Here is a 22,634-nt window from a genome sequence, read left to right as displayed (position 1 = left end):
GCCCCTCCGCCGCTCGCGAGGGAACCAGTTCTCCGCGGGACACCGCCGAGTGCGCGGTGTCTCGACGAGAACCGGTTCCCTCGGGCGGGGCGTCAGTGCACGTACTCCAGCAGGTCGACGCCCAGCGTCCGCATCCCCTCGAGCACGGCGAGGCGGTAGTGCAGGTTCGTGTCGTCGAACTGCGTGATGACGGCATAGGCGACACCGGCCCGAGGGCCGCGCAGCACGCCGGTCTCGGCGCGGACTCCGACATCGGTGCCGGTCGAGTTGACGAGCAGGACGCCGTGGTCGGGCTGACGGTGCGACTGCGGCTCGAGGCCGAAGGCCGACGCGACCATCGACAGGTCGCTGTTGAGCGAGAGCCAGCCGATCACCCGCGAGCTGACTGCCGCGTCGACCACCTCCCCGTTGGCGAGGGTCGCGAGCAGCCAGGTGAGCTCGCGCGCCGAGCCGATCGAGAGCTGCGGAGCGTCGTCGGGGCCGCGCTCGTCGCGCACCAGATCGAGCAGCGCGGTCCGCGAGAGGCCGAGCGACTCGGCGCGCTCGCGCACGGCGTCGAGACCGACGCGGCGGAGGAGGACGTTGGTCGCGAGGTTGTCGTTCGTGGCTCCCACGAACGCGGCGAGGTCGGCCACCGGCATCGAGGGGATCTGGAGGTGCTGCCAGAGTCCGGCGTCCGCGACCGCGTCGATCGCGGTCCGATCGACGAGGCGCAGGTTCTCCTGGGGGTCGTTCGCGAGCCGTGCGGCGACCTCGATCAGCAGCAGCACCGTGCCGACGCCCGCCGTGGGCATCGAGACGGAGTCGTCGACGGCGAACAGGGTGCGGCCGGTCGCCAGGTCGACCGCGCGGGCCGAGACCACGACTCCGTCGATCGCGAGGCGGCCGAGCGCGTCGAAGCCGCTCTGGAAGTTGTCGTGCTCGTCCGCGCCCTTGTGGCGCCCCCGGCGGGCGCGTCGGTTCTCGCGGCGAGTGTCGTGGGTGGGGATCACCACGGGTACGGCCCCTCTACGGGTCGATGAAGCGGATCGTGCGGAGGGTCGGACGATGGTCCGTCGACGCGTCGGGGCGGCGCGCGTTGAACGGACGAGCCCCTCGGCATCGGTCGGCTCTCGATGCCCGGGGGTCCTCGTCCGCGGTGCGGGACGGCAGTCGCCGGTGACTACCAGATGACGACGCGCTCGCTCGGGGAGAGCCAGAGGGAGTCGCCTTCGGTGACGTCAAAAGTAGCGTAGAAGTCATCGATGTTGCGGACGATCTGGTTGCAGCGGAACTCGGCCGGAGCGTGCGGATCGATGGCGAGGAGGCGGATCGTCTCCTCGTCGCGGGACTTCTGCTGCCAGGCCTGCGCCCACGACAGGAAGAAGCGCTGAGCGCCGGTCAGACCGTCGATCACGGGCGGCTCCTGGCCCTCGAGCGAGAGCAGGTAGGCCTTCCACGCGATGCTCAGCCCGCCGAGGTCGCCGATGTTCTCGCCGATCGTCAGCGCTCCGTTGACGTGGTGGCCGGGGGTCGTGGCGGGGGCGAGCGCGTCGTACTGCGCGATGAGCGCGCCGGTGCGCTCCTCGAAGGCGGCGCGGTCCTCGGCCGTCCACCAGTCGGTCAGGCGGCCGTCGCCGTCGAAGCGCGAGCCCTGGTCGTCGAAGCCGTGTCCGATCTCGTGGCCGATGACGGCTCCGATCGCCCCGTAGTTGGCGGCGGAGTCGCGGCCCTCGTCGAAGAACGGGAACTGCAGGATCGCCGCGGGGAACACGATCTCGTTGAAGCCCGGGTTGTAGTACGCGTTGATCGTCTGCGGGGTCATGAACCACTCGTCGCGGTCGAGCGGGCGGCCGATCTTGCCGAGCTCGCGGTCGAACTCGAACGCGGCGACGCGGCGGGCGTTGCCGACGAGGTCGGCCGGGTCGATCGAGAGGGCGGAGTAGTCGCGCCAGCGGACGGGGTAGCCGATCTTGGGCGTGAACTTCGCGAGCTTCTCGAGCGCGCGCTCGCGGGTCTCGGCGCCCATCCAGTCGAGGTCGACGATCGAGCGGCGGTAGGCCTCGATGAGGTGCGCGACGAGGCCGTCCATCGCCGTCTTGGCGCTCTCGGGGAAGTGGCGCGCGACGTAGATCCGGCCCACCGCCTCGCCGAGGGAGCCCTCGACGAGCGAGACGCCGCGCTTCCAGCGCTCGCGCTTCTGCGGGGTGCCGGTGAGGGTGCGGCCGTAGAAGTCGAAGTTCGCGTCGACGAAGTCGCCCGAGAGGTAGGCGGCCGCGCCGCGGATGACCTGCCAGCTCAGCCAGTCGCGCCAGGCCGGGAGGCGGTCGTCGGTCAGGAGCCCGGCGAGACCCTGGAGGAAGCTCGGCTGGCGGACGACGACCTCGGCGAGCGCCCCCTGCGGAGCCCCCATCGCGGTCAGCCACACGCCGAGGTCGACGCCGGCCGCGAGTTCTTCGACCTCTGCCCAGGAGCGGAGGTTGTAGGTGGCCTGACTGTCGCGGCTGCGCACCTTGTCCCAGTGCACCGACGCGATGTCGGTCTCGAGCTCGACGATCCGCTTCGCGCGGCCCTCGGCGGCGTCGATGCCGGCGAGTTCGAGCATGCGCGCGACGAACGGCAGGTAGGCCTCGCGCACCGAGGCGAACTCGTCCTCGCGGTAGTAGCTCTCGTCCGGCAGGCCGAGGCCGCCCTGGTTCACGAAGACGAGATAGCGCTCGGGGCTGCCCGGGTCGTTGTCGACGAACAGGCCGAACAGCCCGGGGACTCCCGAGCGCTCGAGCTGCCCGACGGTGGCGAGCAGGCCGGCGATCGAGTCGACGCGCTGCACGGCCGCGAGGTCGTCGGCGATCGGAGTCGCGCCCAGCTCTTCAGCGCGGGCCTCGTCCATGAAGGAGGCGTAGAGGTCGCCGAACATGCGCTCCTCGGTGCCCTGGTGGGCGGTCTGCGCCTCGACGATGATGTCGCGGACGGCCTTCTCGGCCTCCTCCTGGAGCACGTGGAAGGACCCGTAGCGCGCCTTGTCGCTCGGGATCTCGGTGCGGTCGATCCAGAGGCCGTTGACGTGCCGGTACAGGTCGTCCTGCGGGCGCGTCGCCGGGTCGAGTTCGGAGAGTTCGATACCGGAGCGAGGCGTCGTCGAGGTCATGCGGACAGCCTACGTCGGGCCTCCGACACCGAGTCGGCCGGCGGCACGTCCGGGGACCTCCGGCTCGCAGAACCGCGTTCGGCTCGCAGGAACGGGGGGATTCCGCGAGCCGAACGGGTTTCTGCGAGCCGGAGGTCGACCCGGAGGTGACCCGGGGCCGCGCCGGAGGGCGGCCAGGGGGCGTCAGCGCGCGGCGAGCTCCTGCTCGACGTAGGCGCGGATCGGCGTCGTCGGGTGGCCGATCAGGCGGGCGAGCGAGCCGTCGGTCTCACCGAGCAGGCCGTCGGCGATGTTCGCGTCGAGGCCGACGACGAAGCCGACGCCGCCCTCGGGAACGCCCGCCTCGGTCAGGATGCGCGCGTGCTCGACCGGGTCGACGTGCGTGATCGACGCCTCGCGCCCCGCGATCTCGGCGACCAGGGCCGCCAGCTCGTCGAAGCTCCACGCGACGTCGCCCGAGAGCTCGTGCACCGAGCCGACCAGCGACGCGTCGGCGAGAGCGACCGCCGCCGCCTCCGCGTAGTCGCTGCGCGCGGCGCTCGAGACGCGGCCCGCGCCGGCGCTCGAGAGGGTGGTACCCGTCGAGGCGAGCTCGGCGATCGTCGAGGCGTAGTTCTCGTTGTACCAGCCGTTGCGGAGGATCACGGCGGGGACTCCCGACGCCGCGATCGCCTCCTCCGTCGCCTTGTGCTCGGGAGCGAGGATCAGCGGGCTGGTCGTCGCCTTCGGTGCGCTCGTGTAGACGAGGCGCGCGCCGGCGCGGGCGACGGCCTCGATGGCGGCGGTGTGCTGTGCGACGCGCTTGCCCACCTCCGAGCCCGAGACCAGGAGGACCGCCTCGGCGCCGGAGAAGGCGGCGTCGAGGGAGGCGGGATCGCCGAAGTCGGCGACGGAGGTGCGGACGCCCAGGTCGGCGGCGAGCGCCTCGAGCTTGGCGGCGTCACGGCCGGTCGCGAGGATGTCGGAGGCGGCGGTGCCGCGGGCGAGCAGGTGCTCGACGGCGAGGCGGCCGAGGTGTCCGGTGGCTCCGGTGACGACGAGGGTCATGGGGTGGTCCTTCCGTTCAGGGCGGCTTCAGGGCCGCACGGAGGAGAGAACCGGGGGCGCCGTGCAGAACTTCCCGGAATGCAGTACCCACTATTTCGTTAGTACATCCATGACCATCGCAGAGAGCCCGCTGCTCGCGGGCGACGTCTACTCCGCCGACTGCCCGAGCCGCGAGATCTTCGGGCACGTCACGAGCAAGTGGGGCGTGCTGGTGCTCGCCGCCCTGGCCGAGCGCGGCCTGCGCTGGGGGGAGCTGCGCCGGCGCATCGGCGGCATCAGCGAGAAGATGCTGGCGCAGACCCTCCGCACCCTGGAGCAGGACGGCTTCGTGCATCGGGAGGCGCACGCCACCATCCCGCCGCGGGTCGACTACCGCCTCACGCCGCTCGGAGCCGAGCTCGCCGAGCGCCTGCTGCCCGTCGTCGAGTGGATCGCGGGCAACATCGGACGCGTCTCGGAGGCGCGGCACCAGGTGAGGTGAGCCTTCCCTTGTTGTGAGAACGTTCACGCGGCATTCAGCAAGCGTCCTCCCCTCGGCGGCATCGACGTCCCCTCGCCCTGGTTGCCTCGATCGCATCACCGCCTGCGACCGAAGGACCCCCATGTCAGACACCGCCCGCCGACCGCTCCTCCTCCCGATGGCAGGGCACGTGCGCGGCAAGCGCAGCCCGGTCACCTGCGCCCTGAAGTGCGCGAACGCGTGCTCGAGCGCGACCTGCAACACCTCGCACAACAGCTACTTCCGCGACATCGTCTCGTCGCAGATCTCGCGTCGCAGCGCGCTCGGGCTCGGCCTGGCCGGTGCGGTCACCGTGGCCGTCGCCTCGGCCGGAGGCGCGCCCACCGCGGAGGCGGCCGTGACAGGCACCGCGTCTCCGCTCGCCTTCACCCCCATCGCGCCCGTGCAGTACGAGATCGACGAGTTCACGGTGCCCGAGGGCTTCGCCTGGCAGCCGATCATCCGCTGGGGCGACCCGCTGTTCGCCGACTCCCCCGCGTTCGACATCCAGAACCAGACGGAGGCGGCACAGGCCGCGCAGTTCGGCTACAACAACGACTACACCGACATCGTCGAGATCCCGGGCTCGAAGCGCCTGCGCGCGCTGCTCGTCGTGAACCACGAGTACACGAACGAGAACATCATGTTCCCGGCCGCGCAGCTCGAGTCGGAGCCCGAGCGCGTGCGCGCCGTGGCCCGCGCCGCTCACGGTCTCACTGTCGTCGAGCTGGTCCGCACCGCCGTCGACCGCCCCTGGGCGTACGTGCGCGGCGGCGAGCACAACCGCCGCTACCTGATCGACACCCCCTACGAGGTGACCGGCGCGGCGGCCGGCTCCGCTCTGCTGACGACGGTCGCCGACCCCGAGGGCCGCACCGTGCTCGGCACGCTCGGCAACTGCTCAGGAGGTACCACCCCGTGGGGCACCATCCTGTCGGGCGAGGAGAACTTCAACGGCTACTTCCGCGCCACCGGCACGAGCGACTCCGAGAAGCGCTACGGCCTCACCGACGCCGAGACGGCCCGTCTGTGGGAGCTCGACGACCCCCGCTTCGACGCGCGCACCCCGGGCTACGAGAACGAGCCCAACCGCTTCGGCTGGATCGTCGAGTTCGACCCCTTCGAGCCGGAGTCGACGCCGAGGAAGCACACTGCGCTCGGCCGTCTCAAGCACGAGGGCGCGAACGTCATCATCGCTCCCGACGGCCGCGTCGTGGCCTACCAGGGCGACGACGAGCGCTTCGACTACCTCTACAAGTTCGTCTCGAAGAAGCGCTACATCGAGGGTGACCGCGCCCACAACAAGACGCTGCTCGAGGAGGGCGACCTGTGGGTCGCGAAGTTCACCGGAGACTCGCCCGTCGCCGAGATCACGGGGACCGGCGCCGTCCCCTCCGACGGCGGCTTCGACGGGATCGGCGAGTGGCTGCCGCTCGTCGTGGGCGGCGCCTCCGCCATCGCCGGGATGAGCATCGAGGAGGTGCTCGTGCACACCCGCCAGGCCGCCGACATCGCCGGCGCGACCAAGATGGACCGCTGCGAGGACGTGCAGCCGAGCCTGATCAGCGGGCGGATCTACGTGGCGTGCACCAACAACTCGAACCGCGGCACCGAGGGCAGGGAGGGGCCGACCGAGGTCAACCCGCGCACCGAGAACCGCGACGGCCACATCGTCGAGATCATCGAGGACGGCGGCGACCAGACCGGCCGCACCTTCACCTGGAACCTGCTGATGCTCTGCGGCGACCAGGCGCAGGGCGACACGGTCTACTTCTCGGGCTTCCCGGCCGAGAAGGTCTCGCCGATCTCGTGCCCCGACAACCTGGCCTTCGACTCCGTCGGCGACCTCTGGATCTCGACCGACGGCGCCCCCAGCGGCATCGGCTACAACGACGGACTGTTCAAGGTGACGCTCGAGGGCGACTCCCGCGGCAACGTCGAGCAGTTCCTCTCGGTCCCGCGCGACGCCGAGACCTGCGGGCCGATCGTGCACGACCTCGACCAGCACGTGTTCGTCGCCGTGCAGCACCCGGGCGAGGAGGGAACCTTCGAGGCGCCCACCTCGTACTTCCCGGACTTCGCGGCTGCGGGTGCACTGAGCGCCGGAGCCGTCGCCGCGCCGCGACCGACGATCGTGCAGATCCTGCCCTCCTCGCAGGTGGTCGGGCCCACCCCGACGCCGACGGCGGGTCCGACCACGGCGCCGACTCCGACCGCGGCGCCGACTGCGACTCCCACCGCCGGGCCGACCGCCGCTCCGTCGCCGACCACGACGCCGACGGGTGCTCCCACGGTCGCTCCCACCGCGACTCCGACGGGCACGGCCGTGCCGCTGCCCACGGGCGGCACGGGAGGCGGACTCGCGTCGACCGGCGTCGAGAGCGCCGGCCTGATCGCCGGGGCGACCGCGCTGCTCGCCGCAGGAGCCGCGGCCGTCGGGATCGCCGCGCGCCGCCGCTCCGCCGGCACCGAGGACGCGCCGGAGGCGTGACGCGACGGAGGCGGCGGGACGATCTCCCGCCGCCCCGCCGTGCGCTAGGTTGGGCCCGATGTCGACCCTCCGGAGCCGCGAGTCCGCGGCCATCGTCGCCGTGCAGCGCGCACCGCTGACGCGCCCCCTCCTCCCCGTCGCCCGCGGGCTCAGCCTGATCGGCGAGCACGCCGCGGGCTGGCTGATCCTCGGCGTCATCGGCGCGTTCGTCGATCCGTCGCGGTTCTGGGCCTGGGCCCTCTGCTGCGTCGCGATCGTGTTCGCGCACGGCCTGTCGATCGTGCTGAAGCGCGTCGTGCGCCGCCCGCGTCCGCTGGGCGAGGGCGTGGAGGTGCGCGGCTCGGCGCCGAGCAAGCTCAGCTTCCCGAGCTCGCACGCCTCGTCGACCACCGCCGCCGCGATCGTGTTCGCCGTGATGCTGCCCGCCCTCTGGCCGCTCGCGGTGCTCGTCGTCGCCGCGATGCTCCTGTCGCGGATGGCGCTCGGGATGCACTTCCCGACCGACCTGCTCGCCGGTGTGGTGCTCGGCACGCTGTCGGCGCTGGCCGTGCTGCCGTTCCTGCCGCTGGTGTCGTTCTAGCGGGTCCTGCAGCCCCGGGCCTCTCGCAGGCGGCGCTCACCAGACTGGATCGCATGAGCATCCTCGTCGTCACCGCCCACCCCGACCCGGAGTCGCTCACCCACCACGCCGCCCGCCGCCTCGGCGAGCAGACCGGTGCGACGCTCGCCCACCTCGCTCAGGAGGGCTTCGATCCGCGCTTCACGCTGGACGACCGGCGGCTCTACCTCGGCGAGGGCGAGGCCTCCGACGACGTCGCGGCCGAGCAGCGGCGGATCGACGCGCACGAGCACCTCGTCCTGGTGTTCCCCGTCTACTGGTGGTCGATGCCCGCGCTGCTGAAGGGATGGATCGACCGGGTCTTCGTCGCGGGCTGGGCATTCGGCATCGACGAGGAGGGCGGAGTCGTCCCGCGACTCGACCGCCTCACCGTCCACCTGATCCCGGTGTCGGGCACCTCGGAGCGGTCGTTCGCGCGGCACGGGTACACGGAGTCGTTCCGCACCCAGATCGAGCGCGGCGTGATCGGCTACTGCGGCGCCCGGCACGGCGTGACGGCGTTCGTCCACGACTCCGAGTCGGAGGATCGCGCGGCGACAGCGCGCGCCGTCGACTCCGCGGTCGCGACGGTCGCCGCCGCCCTGGCCTGAGCCGGCGCGATCTGCAGGAGCCGGCGCGGCCAGCGGGAGATGCGCGTGCGGTCTGCAGGAGTCAGTGCGGTCTGCAGGAGTCAGTGCGATCTGCAGGAGATGCGGCCCATGCGTCAGGATTCCCGCGCTGGGAAGCGTCTTCCTGCCCCGAGCTCCTGCAGATCGCGCGAACTCCTGCAGATCGCACGAGCTCCCGCAGACCGCACGAACTCCCGCAGACCGCGCGCCCGCCGCCCGGCCCGCACCCCTCAGAGCAGCCGCCGCGCCGACGCCCACGCCGTCAGCTCGTACCGCGACGACAACTGCAGCTTCCGCAGCACCGCCGACACGTGCGACTCCACCGTCTTGACCGAGATGTACAGCTCGGCGGCCGCCTCCTTGTAGGCGTAGCCGCGCGCGATCAGCCGCATCACCTCGCGCTCGCGGGCCGACAGCCGGTCGAGCTCGTCCGACGACTCCGCCTGCTCGCCTGAGAGCGCACCGAAGGCGTCGAGCACGAACCCGGCGAGCCGCGGAGAGAACACCGCGTCACCGCCGGCGACCGCCAGCACGGCGCGACTCACCTCGGCTCCCGAGCTCGCCTTGGTGATGTAGCCGCGAGCACCGGCGCGGATCACGCCCACGACGTCCTCGGCCGCGTCCGAGACGCTCAGCGCCAGGAACCGGACCGACTCGAGGAGCCCGGCGCTCCTGCGCAGGACCTCGGCACCGCCTCCGCCCGCGCCGCCCGGCAGGTGCACATCGAGCAGCACCACGTCGGGGCTCGTGGCCGCCACCAGCGCCACCGCCGCGTCGACGTCGGCCGCCTCACCCAGGACCTCGAGCTCGGGCGCCAGATCGGCGCGCAGGCCGGAGCGGAAGATCGAGTGGTCGTCGACCAGCACCACCCGCGTCATCGCTCGACCTCCGCCGGGAGCCGCAGATGCACCTCGGTGCCCGTGCCGCCGGCTCCCGGCGTCACGGTCGCGATGCCGCCCGCGCGCGCCATACGCCCGACGATCGACTCGCGGATGCCCAGCCGGTCGCCCGGGAGCGCGCCCAGGTCGACACCCGGCCCGCGGTCGCGGACGAAGACGTCGACTCCGGCGGCGGTGCACTCGAGGTAGACCGAGACCTCGCCGCCCGCGTGCCGCGCGGCGTTGAGCATCGCCTCCCGGGTCGCGGCGAGCACCGAGGCGGCACCCGGCACGGAGGCGCCCACCGCCACCACCTCGAGCTGCACCGGGTAGTCGAGCTCGATGGCCGCGGCGATCGCGCGGATCTCGGCCGCGAGATCGTTGGCGACCGGCACGTCGCGCTCGAACAGCCAGTCGCGCAGCTCCCGCTCCTGCGCGCGCGCAATGCGGGCCACCTCGCTCGAGGCTCCCGCGCGGTTCTGGATCAGCGCGAGCGTCTGCAGCACCGAGTCGTGCAGGTGCGCGGCGATCTCGGCGCGCTGCTCCTCGCGCACGCGGGCCGCGCGCTCGCCCATCAGCTCTGTCCACAGCGTCACGATCCGCGGGGCGGCGAGCACCCCGGCGGCCACCAGCAGCACGCCCACAGCGAGCACGGCGTTGACGGCGCTCGGTCGGGCGGCGAGCACCGCGACTCCGGCGACGACGAGCACCGCACAGGAGGCGAGTCGCACCGCGGAGGAGGAGCGCGCGGACCGCGACGGGTCGACGCGGTCCGGGCCGAGACTCCAGCCGACGGCGCCCCCGGCCAGCGCGGCGACCGCGGCGAGCGCCCGGGTGACCTCGGTGTCGTCGCCCGCGCCGAGCGCGACGGCCACGGCGACCGCCGCGACTCCGGCGGCGACGGCGAGGAGCCCTGCGACGGGGACCGAGCGCCGCACGCCCGCGTCGTCGGAGTCGGCGAGCGGTACGAGCGCCCACAGCCACAGGTAGAGGAGCGCGCCGCCCCCGCCGAGCAGAGCGGCGACGACGAACAGGAACCGCACCGACCGCGTGCTCCGGCCCAGGTGCTCGGCCAGCCCGGCGCTGACGCCGCCGAGGACCGCCCGGCGCGGTCGACGCAGCGGCGGACGGACCGCGACGCGGGTCAGGGTGGGGATGCTCACCCCTGCATCCAAACAGACGGGCGCGTCGGCCGGGGTCGGCGTCAGGGTCCGGTCAGGGGTTCCCCCGATGGCCCGGCACCGGCGGCCCACGGGACACTCGAGCCATGACAGCAGCGAGCACGACCCCGCCGACCGGCGGACCGGACGATCCGGGAGACACGACCACCGCGACCACCCAGACCACCGAACCCGCCGACGGCGCGACCCCGCCGAAGGAGAACCGCTTCTTCCTCTGGCTGCGCGGCCTCGATCTCCCGCGCCGGCCCGGCTGGATCGGCGGCGTCTGCTCCGGGATCGCCGAGCGGCTCGGCATCGACCCGCTGATCGTCCGCGGCGTCTTCGTCGTCGTGGCCGTCCTGGGCGGCCCCGCCTTCCTCTTCTACGCGGCGGCGTGGCTGCTGCTGCCCGACGAGAACGACTCGCTGCCGGTCGAGCGCCTCGTCCGCGGCGACGTCGACCGCGTCCACGCCGGGATCGGCGTGCTCGTCCTGGCCTCGATGCTCCCCGTCGCACAGGGCTTCTGGTCGATCGGCGGCGCCTACACGGGTGCCACCGCCTGGGGCGCCTCCGCGGGCCGAGCACTGTGGACCGCCGTCGTCATCGCGGCGGTGATCGGCCTCGTCGTCTGGATCGTGCGCCGCTCCGGTCGCGCATCGGCGCCCGCCGTTGTTCCGGAGGTGGTGCCGGCGACGACCGACGGGCGCCCCGAGAGCATCCCTTACCCCGAGCGGCCGACCGATGCCAGGCCGGAGGCGCCGGAGGAGCTCGCCGCGTGGCGCGAGCGCCAGGAGCAGTGGAAGGCCGAGCGCGAGGCGTTCCGTGCGCAGGAGGCGGCGACCGCCCGCGAGACCGCGCGGCAGCGAGCGGAGGAGGCGCGCCTCCGAGCCGCTGCGGTCACCGCCGCGCGCCTCGAGCGGCAGCGTCTGCGCCGAGCCGCCAACCCGCGTCTGCGCTCCAGTGCGACGCTGCTGGCCCTCGGCGCGGCGGCACTGCTCGGCTCGCTCGTCTCCCTCTCGGCGACCGGATCGACCGCGACCGTCGTCGGATTCGCCACCGCCACGCTCGTGCTCGCCCTCGCGATCGTTCTCGCCGGGCTCCTCCGCCGACGCGCGATCCTCCTCGTGGCGATCTCGCTGGTGACGGTGCTGACGGCGGCGACGGCCGCACTGCTGCCGCCCGACCGCACGGTGCTGGGCACGGTCGGCTCCTTCAGCCTCTCGAACTCGGCCCCCGGCGACTACGCGGTCCTCGCGGGCGACGTGCAGGTCACGGTCTCGCCCGACTTCGACGTCGCGGGCGGGGTCCTCGACCTCTGGCAGGGCGCGGGCTCGGTTCAGATCGCGGCCATGGAGGGGACGGCGGTCCGCCTCGAGTCGTCGTCGGCCGATCCGAGCATCTGGATCACCCGGGTCTCGGGCGAGGACTACCTCTCGGAGGAGCCGGAGGATCTGCGCTTCGTCGACGGGCGCTGGCGGTGGACCCAGACCTTCGGCGACCCCGACGCGGTGCCCTTCGTCGTGCGCCTCGAGCAGGGCGGCGGATCGATCAGCGTCTTCGACGAGACGGGCGCGAGCCGGGAGCCCGCCGCCGGCAGCACCACCGACACGACCACCACCGAGCCGTCAGGGGCAGCACGATGAGCACCGAATCCACCGCAGCGACGACCACCACCGCCCAGCGCCCCCGCATCCGCGCCGGCGCGATCGTCTGGGGGCTCGTCGTCGCCGCCCTCTCCGTCTTCCTGCTGCTGGTCGCCTCCGACACCGCTCTGCGCGCCGACGTGGTCGACCGGGCGCTCGCTCTCGGCCAGGGCGGTGCGACCGCCCTGACGATCGCCGTCCTCGGCGGCATCGCCCTGCTCGTCGGCCTGGTGCGGGTGCTCGACCGGAGGTAGCGGCGCACAACGTCAGCTGAGAGACCTCGTCATCGACCATCGTGCGCGACGAGGCCTCTCAGCTGACGTTGTGCGCGGCAACCCCCTGCCCGCCCGGAGCACCGGCGCGCAGACTCATCGGTGTCCCCGCGCGCCCTCCCTCCTGTGCGCTCGGAGGCCCGAGGAGACGAGCCCATGCCGCACAGCCACCCGCACGCCCCGCAGCGCTGATGGAGCTCGGCATCACGGCGATCCTCGCCGTCTCGGTCCTCGTCGCCGTCGCCGTCTTCGCCAAGCGCCTGGGAGTCGCCGCCCCCATCGTCCTGGTGCTGGCCGGAGTCGGGCTCTCGTTCCTCCCCGGTGTGCCCGAGGTGGTCGTGCCGCACGAGTGGGTGCTCGACGGGGTGCTGCCTCCGCTGCTGTACGCGGCGGCGATCAGCGTCCCGTTCATCGACTTCCGCCGCAATCTGGCCACGATCACCGGGCTCTCGGTCGTCCTCGTCGTCCTCTCGGCCGCGGGTGTCGGCGCTCTGCTCTTCGCCCTGCTGCCCGCACTCGGCCTCCCGCTCGCGATCGCCGTCGGCGCGATCATCAGCCCCCCGGATGCGGTGGCCGCCACCTCGGTCGGCCGCCGGCTCGGCCTCCCGCCGCGCCTGCTCACCCTGCTCGAGGGCGAGGGGCTGATCAACGACGCGACAGCCCTGGTCCTGCTCCGTTCGGCTCTCGCCGCGGCCGCCGGCACCCTGGCCACCCCGTGGGCGGCCGTCGGCGACTTCCTCTACGCCGTGGTCGTGGCGGTGGTCGTCGGCCTCGTCGCGAGCGTCGTCACCGTCTTCGTGCGCTCGCGCCTCGAAGATCCGGTGCTGAACACCGTGATCTCGTTCATCGTGCCGTTCGTCGCGTTCATCCCGGCCGAGGGGCTCGGCGCCTCCGGTGTGCTCGCGGTCGTCGTCGCCGGCCTGCACACCGGCCACGCCTCCTCGCGCGCGTTCACCGCGCAGTCGAGGGTGAACGACCGCATCAACTGGCGCACGGTGCAGTTCCTCCTCGAGAACGGCGTGTTCCTGCTGATCGGGCTCGAGATCCGCAGCCTGATCCAGGACGCCGACAGTGCCGCGCTCACCGTGCCGGCCGCCGTCGGCATCGGGCTGATCGCGACCCTCGGGCTGATCGTCGTCCGCTTCGCGTGGGTCGGCCCGGTGCTGCTCGGCGAGCGCTGGCAGACGCAGCGGGCCGAGCGCCGGGCGCGCCGGCAGAAGGAGCTGCTCGACTCGACCGGAGGCGTGCGGCTGCCCCGCGAGAAGCGGCGCAAGGCCCGCGAGCGCTTCGAGCTGCGCAAGAACGACTACAGGCACTTCAGCCGCAACGACATCGGCTGGCGCGGCGGAGTCGTGCTCGGCTGGTCGGGAATGCGCGGAGTGGTGACGCTCGCCGCCGCCCAGTCGCTCCCCGAGGACACCCCCTACCGCCCGCAGCTCGTGCTGATTGCCTTCACCGTGGCCGTCACGACCCTGCTCGTGCAGGGCAGCACGCTGCCGCTGCTCATCCGGGCGACGGGGATCCGCGGAGTCGACGTGCCGGAGGATCAGCGCGCTCTCGCCGGGCTCCTCGACGAGATCACCGAGAAGGGGCTCTCGATCCTGGAGTCGCCCGGCGACGTGGTCGAGGGGGTCGCCGAGGTCGACCCCGACGTCCTCGAGCGGGTCCGGCAGACCTCGTTCCTGCGGTCGGAGGCGGCATGGGAGCGGTCCCGCGGCGCGCGACGCGACGTGGCCGACACTCCGCACCGCCTCTACCGCGCGCTGCGGCTCGCCGTGGTCACGGCCGAGCGGGAGGCGCTTCTCGACGCGCGCTCGCGCCGGGCGTATCCGCAGCGCATCCTCGCCCAGGCGCAGTCGATGCTCGACCTCGAGGAGACGCGGCTGCGGCTCCGGCGCGGCACCACGACCTGACGGGCAGGCACGACCTGCGCGATCGCAGGAACGGACCCGGGAGACCGGAGCGGAGTCGACCCGAACGACTCCGCCCCGATGGCAGTCACTGTAGGCGCGTCGAACCCGCGGGGTGGGGGCGTTGACTTCCGGACCCGGTGTCCCGTCAGAGCGCGGCCGGCGGCACCGGCGGCTCGTCGGGAACGCCGGCGACGGCCGACCGCGGGAACATCAGCGTCGGCATCCGCTGCCGCAGCTCCAGCAGCTCACGGGCGTCGTCGAGCACCCGGGCGGCGAGCCCGCAGTGCACGGCTCCCGGCACGGTGAAGGCCGCGATCAGCGCGCGCAGCACCGGGCGCGACGGATCCTCGCGGAGGGGCGGCATGACGGCTCGGCTCGTTCGGCGGGTCCGCGGCGGGCGCGGACGGGAGAAGGAGGTTCGGGCGAGCCCCCCGCGGCGTTCCAGGTCTGACGACGCTACCGAGAGGGGGATCGGCTCAGCCACCCGGTTGACAGCGGCCGACAGCACCGGGATCGGGCCGGAGGCGACGCTCCGGAGGCGGGCGGGCCTCAGACGGTGGGCGTCCGCGTCACGATCGCGATGACGAACAGCGCCGCCCACAGCGCCCCGCAGATCAGCAGCCGCATGTTGCCCAGGACGATGTCCTCCGGAGCCGAAGCGCGGCCCCTCTCGATGTCGAGCGCGTAGAGGAACAGCGCGGCGCCGAACGGCACCACGGACGCCATCGACCACAGCGAGTTCTCGCCGTTGAGGAACAGGGCCCAGAGCGCGTACGAGATCATCGTCAGCGACGCCGCGACCGACCAGATGAAGCGCAGGTATCCCGCCGTGTAGACCTTGAGGGTCGTCCGCGTGTGACTCTCCTCCTTGCCCTCGCTCTGCAGCTTCTCGGAGTAGCGCTTGCCCGCCACCATGAACAGCGAGCCCGACGACACGGCCAGCAGGAACCACTGCGTGAGCGGGATGTCGGCCACGGCGGCGCCCGAGATCGCGCGCAGCACGAATCCGCCCGCCACGATCAGGATGTCGATCACCGGCTCGTGCTTGAGCCAGATGCAGTACGAGATCTGCATGACCAGGTAGCCGGCGAGCGTCGCGGCGAACCAGGTGAACCCGGCGAGGAACGTGACCAGCGGAGGCACGATCATCAGCACGAACGCCGCCACCCACGCCACGCGCACGGGCAGGGCGCCCGACGCGATCGCACGGAAGCGCTTCTTGGGGTGGGCGCGGTCCGACTCGATGTCGAGCAGGTCGTTGAGCATGTAGCCGCCCGAGGAGGCGAGGCTGAACGCGATCGCGGCGACGACGGCGGCCACCAGGACCCCGGGTTCGAGGATCCGCGCCGAGGCGATCGGAGCGGCGAGGACCAGGACGTTCTTCAGCCACTGGCGGGGGCGCATGGCGGCGACGAGTGCACGAGCGGTACTCACGGCGTCTTCCTCTACTGGTGTCGGGGGCGGACGCTGAGTGCGAGCCGTTGGGGATTCTCCCGGGGAGCGGTGCTCAATCTACAATCTCCACTGGTCGCGACTCCCCTCGGGCGCGATCCCCCGGACGGACGACGATCAGCACCAGGAGACGGCGCATGCGGACCACCGTGCTGTACATCGCCTTCGCCGCACTGGCCACCGCGGTGAATCTGGGCACCCAGATGCTCGTCGAGCTCGTGATGACGGGTGAGTGGGCGACGATCGTCGCCGTCCTCGCGGGCACCCTTACGGGGGTGATCGCCAAGTACGTCCTCGACAAGCGCTACATCTTCAAGCACGAGACGATGAATGCGGCGCACGGAGTGAGGACGTTCTTCCTCTACGGCGTGATGAGCGGCGTGACCACCCTGATCTTCTGGGGCTTCGAGTTCGGCTTCGACTACCTCTTCGGCACCGATCTCGCCCGCTACACCGGAGCCGTCATCGGCCTGGCCATCGGCTACATCGCCAAGTACCACCTCGACAAGAACGTCACCTTCCAGGGCCCGCGTGAGGAGCCAGCATGACCGCCGCCGTCTCCTCCTGGGGCCTGCTCTCGCGCGACCAGCACCAGGTCGTCGCGATCACGAGCGCCGAGCAGGCGCAGGACGCTCTCGCGCGCGGCGACGGCGGCATCGCCTACGGTGTCGGCCGCAGCTACGGCGACGTCGCGCTCAACGGCGGCGGAGTGCTCTGGGACTTCAGCGGCTTCGACCGGCTGCTGGCCTTCGACGACGAGACCGGCGTGCTGCGGGCCGAGCCCGGCGTGCTGCTGAAGGACGTGCAGGCCGTCTTCTCGCTGCGCGGCTGGATGCTCCCCGTCACCCCCGGCACCAAGAACGTGACCCTGGCGGGCGCGATCGCGAACGACGTGCACGGCAAGAACCACGCCTCGGCCGGCACGATCGGGCGCCACGTCGTCTCGTTCACGCTGCTCCGGAGCGACGGCTCGTCGTCGCGCTGCAGCCCGACCGAGAACGTCGAGCTGTTCGGGGCGACCATCGGCGGGCTGGGGCTCACCGGCCTCATCGTCGAGGTCGAGCTGCGGCTCAAGCGCGTACCGGGCCCCTGGCTCGTGACCGAGGACAGGCCGTTCCAGAGCCTCGAGTCGTACCTCGACCTCGTGCACGAGTCGATGGACTCGTTCGAGCACACCGTGGCGTGGATCGATGTGACCACGGGAGGCGGCCGCCGCGGCGTCTACTCCCGCGGCGACACGACCGCGGCTCCCGAACTGCCGTCCTCCCGGGCGGGCTCGCTGCGGGTGCCGTTCCCGTTCCCGCTGTCGGTCGTGAACCGCGCGACACTGCCGCTGCTGAATCGCGCCTACTACCGCCTCAAGGCGACCGGTGCCGGCCGCTCGGTCCAGCACTACGAGCAGTTCTACTACCCGCTCGACGCGATCCAGGGCTGGAACACCATGTACGGCCCCCGCGGCTTCTACCAGTACCAGAGCACCGTGCCGTGGGAGGGGGCGCTCGACGTCACCCGCGAGATGCTCGCGCTGATCGCGGCGTCGGGCACCGGCTCGTTCCTCGGCGTGCTGAAGACCTTCGGGTCGCTCGAGTCGCCCGGGATGCTGAGCTTCCCCGCGCCGGGCGTCTGCTTCGCTCTCGACTTCCCGAACACGCCGGCCGCGCTGCCGCTGTTCGACCGGCTCGACGCCCTCGTGACGTCGGTGGGCGGGCGGCTCTACCCCGCCAAGGACGCGCGCATGCCGCGCGAGATGTTCGAGGCCGGCTATCCGCGCCTCGCCGAATTCATGGAACAGCGCGACCCGGGGATCTCCTCCGGATTCTCGCGCCGAGTGCTCGGGAGCTGACGTGACCACTGGAACCCCTTCGAAGATCGTCGTCGTCGGAGCGACCTCGGCCATCGCCGAGCACACGCTGCGCCTCTGGCTCGGCACCGGCGCCCGTTCGGCGCTGCTGGTCGGCCGCGACTCCGCCCGCCTCGAGAAGCTCGCGGCGGATCTGCGCGTGCGCTTCCCGACGGCGGCGCTGTCGGTGTCCGCTGTCGACCTGACCGACCCCGCCGACATCTCCTCCGTCGTGGAGTCGTCGCTCGAGGGCGGCGCCCCCGACACCGTGCTGATCGCGCACGGCGCGATGACGACCCAGGAGGAGGCGTCGGCCGACCTCGCCGTCGCCCGCGACGTGCTCGTGGTCACCGGCGTCTCGGTCGCCCTGTGGATGGAGGCGTACGCGAACGCGCTCACCTCCGGCACGATCGGCGTGATCGGCTCCGTCGCCGGCGACCGCGGCCGCAAGACCAACTACGTCTACGGCTCGGCGAAGGGCCTCGTGGAGCGCTTCGCGCAGGGCCTGCAGCACCGGCTCGCGGGCTCGCGCCTCTCGGTCGTGCTGATCAAGCCGGGCCCGACCGACACCCCGATGACCGCGTCGATGAAGCAGAGCGGAGCGTCGCTCGCCTCCGTCGAGTCGGTCGCGAAGGACGTCGCCGCCGCGATGTCCGCCGGCCGCGCCGTCGCCTACGCACCGGTGAAGTGGCGCGTCATCATGACCGTGATCAAGGCGCTGCCGGCGCCGATCTTCAACAGGCTCAACATCTAGACGCTTCGGGTCGCCGGCCCCGACCGGTCCGTCGACGTCCGGGCGTGGAGTCGAGCAGACGTCATCCGCCTGGTAGGAAAGTCGGGTGATCGGGGCACGGAGACGATGGACGGGAGCGTTGGGGGTCGCCGCCGCCGCGCTCCTCGCGTTGAGCGCCTGCACCGCGGGCCCGGCGGGCTCGACACGGACGACACCGGCAGCGGAGCCCGCCCCCACGGCGACGGCGGCCACCACGGCGACGCCTGATGCGGCTCCGGCGGCGGAGCAGCAGAGCGCGGAGGACGGCTTCCGCGAGTGGCTGGACGCCTCCCGCGCGCCGGATGCGGCCCTGGCGTGCGCCCGGCTCTCCCCGGAACTCGCGGCGCGCATGGTCGCCGAGATGAAGGCCACGGGGCCGGTCCAGGTGGCGAGCTGCGAGGACATGATCACCGCGACCGCCGAGCTCTACCGCGCGACCGGCCGGAGCGCCGAGGTCGACATCGACGTGCGCGAGGAGACCGCGACCGACGCCACGCTCTTCGTCACGTACGCCTCGGGTGACTGCGGCACCGTGGTGATGACCCGCTCCGGCACCACGTGGATCATCACCGAGCAGTCGCAGGAGTGCGCCGCCTGAGCCACCCCGCTGACCCGGTCGATCCGTCGCGAACGGCTCCCTCGACTCGGATCGCACGACCGTCCGTGACGGAGGGACCTGCGGCAGGTGCGGAAGGCCCTACGCCGGCGCCGCGATCGTCGAGTCCTCGTAGTCCTCCGTGAGCCCGTGAGGCGTCTTCTCCCACTTGTGCGGGCTGAAGACGATCTGCCAGGCCGCGCGCCACGCCGAGATCGAGTGCAGCACCCAGTAGACGGGGTTCAGCACCGCGAAGGCCGCGACCCGCCAGTTGTAGCGCTTCCATGCGGCGATCCCCGACACCACGATCATCAGCGCGTTCGAGAACAGCATGTTCGTCGTGCCCGCCACGATCAGCCACTCCGGGATGTCGAGCCCGAGGAACTGCACGCCGATGTAGGTGACGACCGTGAAGCCCAGCACGAGCGGGTACAGGAGGAACGCCACCGGCGTCCCCATGATCAGCGCGACGAGGCTCAGCGTCCCGAGGATCCCGTTGACGCGGAACCAGCGAACGGGGTGCCGCGTGTTCACGCCCGCGGTCATCATGTAGCCCTTGATCCAGCGGGTGCGCTGCTTGATCCACGCGGGGACCTCGGCGCACGCCTCCTCCCACGTGTTCGAGTCGACGACGCCGACGCGGTAGCCGTGCGCGGCCACGCGGAGGCCGAGGTCGGCGTCCTCCGTGACGTTGTACGGGTCCCAGGCGCCGAGCTCGCGCAGCACGCGGGTCTCGAAGTGGTTGGAGGTGCCGCCGAGCGGGATCGGCAGGTGCGACTGGTCGAGGCCGGGGAGCATCGCGCCGAACCAGTGGGCGTACTCGACCGCGAACATCCGGGTCAGCACGTTGTAGTCGGCGTTGAAGTAGCTCAGCGCGCCCTGCAGGCACACGAGCTGCTTCTGCTCGGGATCCACGTGGCGGCGCTCGAACTCGTCCTCGCGGAACAGCCGCACGCACTTGCGCAGCTGGTCGGGGTCGGGCCGGTCCTCGGCGTCGTAGATCACGACGAACTCGCCGCGGGCGAAGCTCAGGCCGTAGTTGCAGGCGCGCGGCTTGGTCTGCGGGCCTCCCGGCGGCACGATCACCATGCGCACGTACTCGGGCGGGTTCATCCGCCGCACCGCGCCGATCGTCTCGTCGTCGTCGGCCTCGAGCAGCACGAGCACCTCGAGCTTGGCCTTGGGGTAGTCGAGCGCGCCGAGGTTCACCAGCAGCTTGCTGATGATGTTGGCCTCCTTGTAGGCCGGGACGAGGATCGTGTAGATCGGCAGCTCGTCGTCGGTCATGCGCGGAGGCGATACCGCGAGACCGCGCCGGCCGCGCTCGATCGCGACCTCCTCCTCCCACGCCGTGACCGAGCTCTTGTTGAGCGGCGCACGCAGGCCGGCCAGGGCCTTGAAGGCGATGTTCATCAGGAACAGAAGGTTCGCGGCGGCGAGCACGATCACGAAGGTGATGCTCGGCGCGATCACGACACCCGCGACCACCACGGCCGCCAGCACGAGCGGAGTGACGACCTGCCAGCGCCGGAGCCCCGACTTCGCCGACTCGTCGCCGCTCTCGACCGCGAGCGCGTCGGCGGCGCCGAACAGCAGCGCGGAACGGCACGCGTTCTCGACCGCCATGAAGATGTCCCAGTCGGTGGTCGTCCGCACCGCGATCCGCGAGACGCCCATCAGCTCGCGGGCCCGCGCCAGCACCGCCTCGGTCGGCGGCACGGAGGTGGCGATCACGCCGGTGCCGTCCTCGAGCCTGCGCCACGGCACCCAGCCCTCGTCGACGAGGGTGATCGGGCCGATGCGGGCGAGCGTCTGCGCCTCCGGCGGCTCCTCGACGAGGTCGACCATCGGGGCGTCCCACTGCTCGGCGAGTGCCGCGTACATCTCGCGCCGGGTGACGGCTCCGTCGATGATCAGGTGCCGGCCGAGCAGGCCGCCCTCGCGGGCCTGGCGGCGCAGGGCCTCGTCGAGCTGCTCCTGGCTGATGAGTCCCCGGTCGAGGAGGATCTCGCCCACGCGGGCCGTCGTCGTCGCCATGCTCAGCCTCCGAGCCGCTCGTAGATCACGTAGATGCCCTGGGAGAAGACCGGCCGGTAGCGGGTGTCGAACGACGAGTCGCGGGTGATCGCGTCGTAGACCAGGTCGGCGACTCCGGTCTCGCTCAGCTCGGGGGCGTCGGCGGTGGTCACGAACACCCACTTCGCGTGAGTGTACGGAGCCGCGAGGGCCTCGTCGAAGAGCTCGCCGGCCGAGCGGTTGTAGTACTCGGCGAGCGGGATGCCGATCTCGGGCAGGAGCGCGTTGCCCGCGGCGCTCTCGTCGATCAGCACGCCCCCGCCGTCGTAGTGCTCGCCCAGGTAGCGGGCGGCGGCGGTCGCGCCGGACGCCTCCTTCAGGCCCACGTAGCCGGTCGCCTCGGCGATCACAGCGTTGCGGTCGAGGTCCTGCGCCCACCACACCGTCTGGGCGCCGAGCAGGAGCAGCACCAGGCCGAGCGCGCCCGCTCCGACCCGCGGGAGGCGCCGCAGCGCGTCGACGAGCACCGCCGCCAGCACCGCGAGGAACGGCAGCACCGACAGCGCGTAGCGGTTGTTCCACCAGTTCGTCGGCAGGGTCTGGTCGTTGTTCATGTGCGTCTGGCCGAGGTAGAGGCTCAGGAGCGAGAACGCGTACGAGACGATCATCAGCCAGATCACGAGGGCGTCGTCCGAGATCCCGCGGCGCCACGCGAGCACGAGAGCGCCGGCGATGCCGAGGGCGACCGTGACGAGGCCCGAGGTCTCGAGCACCGCCCAGTTGTACGACCAGAGCGTCAGACCCGCGTTGCCCTGGTAGGCCAGCAGTCCCGCGTCGGCGACGGCCTTCTGCAGGTTCGCGGCCGAGTACTGCCCGTTCATGAACTCGAGCGGGTTGGAGTAGACGGTGAAGTTGTAGACCAGCCACCAGACGATCGAGATCAGCGGCAGGATCCCGAAGGCGCAGGCCATCTTCACGGCGTAGAAGAGCGACTTCTTGCGGCGCCAGGCGACGATCAGCACGACGAGCGTGCCGCCGACCACGAGGACCCAGCCCTCGTACCGCGAGAGCGTCGCGGCCGCCGCGGGCAGGCCGCAGAAGACCATCATCTCGCCGGCCATCAGAGTGCGGCGGCTGGTGACCCAGTGCGAGAGCCCCGCGAAGCAGCCGACCATGGTGACGATGAGCACCGGCTCCGTCATCGCGGTCGAGAACGCGTAGAGCACCCCGGGGTTCGCCAGCACCAGCAGCACGGCGGTGATGCGGCCGGCGCGGAGGTGGCCCACCCGCGCCGAGATCCGGTAGACCCCGCAGGCGGTCCCGGCGAGGCAGATCATGCCGAGCAGGCCCGCGGCCCAGCCGGTGTGCCAGAGCCACAGCGACTGCACGAACGGGATCAGGATGAGGCTCGGGACCGGCAGCCACACCGTGCCGAGCTGCGTGAATCCGGGCGCCTTCGAGTCGAAGATGCGCCGCGAGATCGCGAGGTGGCTCTGCGTGTCGGCGTAGGCGAGGTTGATGCCGGAGGACGTCGTCACCAGGCACGCGGCGAAGCCGACCAGGAGCGAGACGACCAGGACGACGACCGTGCCCGGCACCTGTCGGCCGGTCACGGGCTGCCCGAGCCGGTCCCAGGCGCCCAGCCACCACGGGCGGGCCGCGGGCGGCGCGGCCGGCGGTGCGGCGATCGTGCTGGTCACGG

At 72.1% G+C, this 22,634-nt stretch carries 19 protein-coding genes and 1 pseudogene; 11 read left to right on the top strand and 9 right to left on the bottom strand.

Annotated features, from left to right (window positions below; translation table 11 throughout):
- Positions 1-92: 92 nt before the first annotated feature.
- The 3 genes from ASG06_RS06610 to ASG06_RS06600 form a co-directional block, all read right to left on the bottom strand.
- On the bottom strand, positions 93-995 hold the full coding sequence (locus tag ASG06_RS06610; protein ID WP_056040036.1) for a serine hydrolase: 903 nt from the start codon (positions 993-995) through the stop codon (positions 93-95).
- A gap of 167 nt (positions 996-1,162) precedes the next feature.
- Entirely contained in the window at positions 1,163-3,127 is a 1,965-nt protein-coding gene (locus ASG06_RS06605) for a M13 family metallopeptidase (RefSeq protein ID WP_056040034.1), read from the bottom strand.
- A 183-nt stretch (positions 3,128-3,310) separates the two neighbouring features.
- Entirely contained in the window at positions 3,311-4,174 is an 864-nt protein-coding gene (locus ASG06_RS06600) for an NAD(P)H-binding protein (RefSeq protein WP_056040032.1), read from the bottom strand.
- A 109-nt stretch (positions 4,175-4,283) separates the two neighbouring features.
- Here ASG06_RS06600 and ASG06_RS06595 point away from each other — a divergent pair, with 109 nt between their 5' ends.
- From ASG06_RS06595 to ASG06_RS06580, 4 genes and pseudogenes are all read left to right on the top strand, one after another.
- A complete protein-coding gene (locus ASG06_RS06595; protein WP_056040029.1) occupies positions 4,284-4,655 on the top strand; it encodes a winged helix-turn-helix transcriptional regulator in 372 nt (123 codons plus the stop codon).
- Between the two features lie 121 nt (positions 4,656-4,776).
- Positions 4,777-6,822, top strand: a pseudogene (locus tag ASG06_RS06590) (PhoX family protein); the annotation flags it as partial.
- A gap of 400 nt (positions 6,823-7,222) precedes the next feature.
- Entirely contained in the window at positions 7,223-7,744 is a 522-nt protein-coding gene (locus ASG06_RS06585) for a phosphatase PAP2 family protein (RefSeq protein WP_056040028.1), read from the top strand.
- A 53-nt stretch (positions 7,745-7,797) separates the two neighbouring features.
- Entirely contained in the window at positions 7,798-8,373 is a 576-nt protein-coding gene (locus ASG06_RS06580) for an NAD(P)H-dependent oxidoreductase (protein ID WP_056040026.1), read from the top strand.
- 248 nt (positions 8,374-8,621) lie between these two features.
- Here ASG06_RS06580 and ASG06_RS06575 read toward each other — a convergent pair whose 3' ends face one another.
- Together ASG06_RS06575 and ASG06_RS06570 are read right to left on the bottom strand one after the other, a co-directional pair.
- Positions 8,622-9,269 (bottom strand): LuxR C-terminal-related transcriptional regulator, encoded by a 648-nt coding sequence (locus tag ASG06_RS06575; protein WP_056040024.1) that lies wholly within the window; start codon positions 9,267-9,269, stop codon positions 8,622-8,624.
- The gene (locus ASG06_RS06570) at positions 9,266-10,432 is read right to left on the bottom strand and encodes a PspC domain-containing protein (protein ID WP_056040022.1); all 1,167 of its coding nucleotides are present in this window, start codon (positions 10,430-10,432) and stop codon (positions 9,266-9,268) included. The genes ASG06_RS06575 and ASG06_RS06570 overlap by 4 nt, the downstream gene beginning before the upstream one ends.
- A gap of 104 nt (positions 10,433-10,536) precedes the next feature.
- Between ASG06_RS06570 and ASG06_RS06565 the strand changes: the two genes are divergently transcribed.
- The 3 genes from ASG06_RS06565 to ASG06_RS06555 all read left to right on the top strand — a co-directional run bounded on the left by ASG06_RS06565 (position 10,537) and on the right by ASG06_RS06555 (position 14,257).
- Positions 10,537-12,072, top strand: a complete 1,536-nt coding sequence (locus ASG06_RS06565) for a PspC domain-containing protein (RefSeq protein ID WP_056040018.1) — start codon at positions 10,537-10,539, stop codon at positions 12,070-12,072.
- Complete coding sequence (locus ASG06_RS06560; RefSeq protein ID WP_056040016.1) at positions 12,069-12,326, top strand: hypothetical protein; 258 nt, start codon at positions 12,069-12,071, stop codon at positions 12,324-12,326. Before ASG06_RS06565 ends, ASG06_RS06560 begins: the two co-directional genes overlap by 4 nt.
- Positions 12,327-12,535: 209 nt before the next feature.
- Positions 12,536-14,257 carry a cation:proton antiporter gene (locus ASG06_RS06555; RefSeq protein ID WP_056040014.1) on the top strand — a complete coding sequence of 574 codons (1,722 nt, stop codon included), beginning with the start codon at positions 12,536-12,538 and terminating at the stop codon, positions 14,255-14,257.
- Between the two features lie 145 nt (positions 14,258-14,402).
- On the opposite strand, the gene ASG06_RS06550 is transcribed toward ASG06_RS06555, so the two are convergent.
- On the bottom strand, positions 14,403-14,621 hold the full coding sequence (locus ASG06_RS06550) for a hypothetical protein (protein ID WP_056040012.1): 219 nt from the start codon (positions 14,619-14,621) through the stop codon (positions 14,403-14,405).
- Between the two features lie 185 nt (positions 14,622-14,806).
- Positions 14,807-15,691 (bottom strand): decaprenyl-phosphate phosphoribosyltransferase, encoded by an 885-nt coding sequence (locus ASG06_RS06545; RefSeq protein ID WP_056040010.1) that lies wholly within the window; start codon positions 15,689-15,691, stop codon positions 14,807-14,809.
- A 155-nt stretch (positions 15,692-15,846) separates the two neighbouring features.
- Here ASG06_RS06545 and ASG06_RS06540 point away from each other — a divergent pair, with 155 nt between their 5' ends.
- The 4 genes from ASG06_RS06540 to ASG06_RS06525 all read left to right on the top strand — a co-directional run bounded on the left by ASG06_RS06540 (position 15,847) and on the right by ASG06_RS06525 (position 18,919).
- Positions 15,847-16,257, top strand: a complete 411-nt coding sequence (locus ASG06_RS06540; protein ID WP_056040008.1) for a GtrA family protein — start codon at positions 15,847-15,849, stop codon at positions 16,255-16,257.
- Positions 16,254-17,552 (top strand): FAD-binding oxidoreductase, encoded by a 1,299-nt coding sequence (locus ASG06_RS06535; RefSeq protein WP_056040007.1) that lies wholly within the window; start codon positions 16,254-16,256, stop codon positions 17,550-17,552. Before ASG06_RS06540 ends, ASG06_RS06535 begins: the two co-directional genes overlap by 4 nt.
- A gap of 1 nt (position 17,553) precedes the next feature.
- Positions 17,554-18,303 (top strand): SDR family NAD(P)-dependent oxidoreductase, encoded by a 750-nt coding sequence (locus ASG06_RS06530; protein WP_056040005.1) that lies wholly within the window; start codon positions 17,554-17,556, stop codon positions 18,301-18,303.
- Positions 18,304-18,388: 85 nt separating this feature from the next.
- Positions 18,389-18,919, top strand: coding sequence for a hypothetical protein (locus ASG06_RS06525; RefSeq protein ID WP_056040003.1), 531 nt, complete (start codon positions 18,389-18,391; stop codon positions 18,917-18,919).
- 99 nt (positions 18,920-19,018) lie between these two features.
- Here ASG06_RS06525 and ASG06_RS06520 read toward each other — a convergent pair whose 3' ends face one another.
- Complete coding sequence (locus tag ASG06_RS06520) at positions 19,019-20,953, bottom strand: glycosyltransferase (protein ID WP_056040000.1); 1,935 nt, start codon at positions 20,951-20,953, stop codon at positions 19,019-19,021.
- 2 nt (positions 20,954-20,955) lie between these two features.
- The gene (locus ASG06_RS06515; RefSeq protein WP_056040567.1) at positions 20,956-22,632 is read right to left on the bottom strand and encodes a hypothetical protein; all 1,677 of its coding nucleotides are present in this window, start codon (positions 22,630-22,632) and stop codon (positions 20,956-20,958) included.
- Between the last annotated feature and the right edge of the window lie 2 nt (positions 22,633-22,634).

The organism is Rathayibacter sp. Leaf185, from assembly GCF_001423885.1.
Lineage (GTDB): Bacteria > Actinomycetota > Actinomycetes > Actinomycetales > Microbacteriaceae > Rathayibacter.
This window is presented reverse-complemented; position numbering and strand designations above follow the sequence as displayed.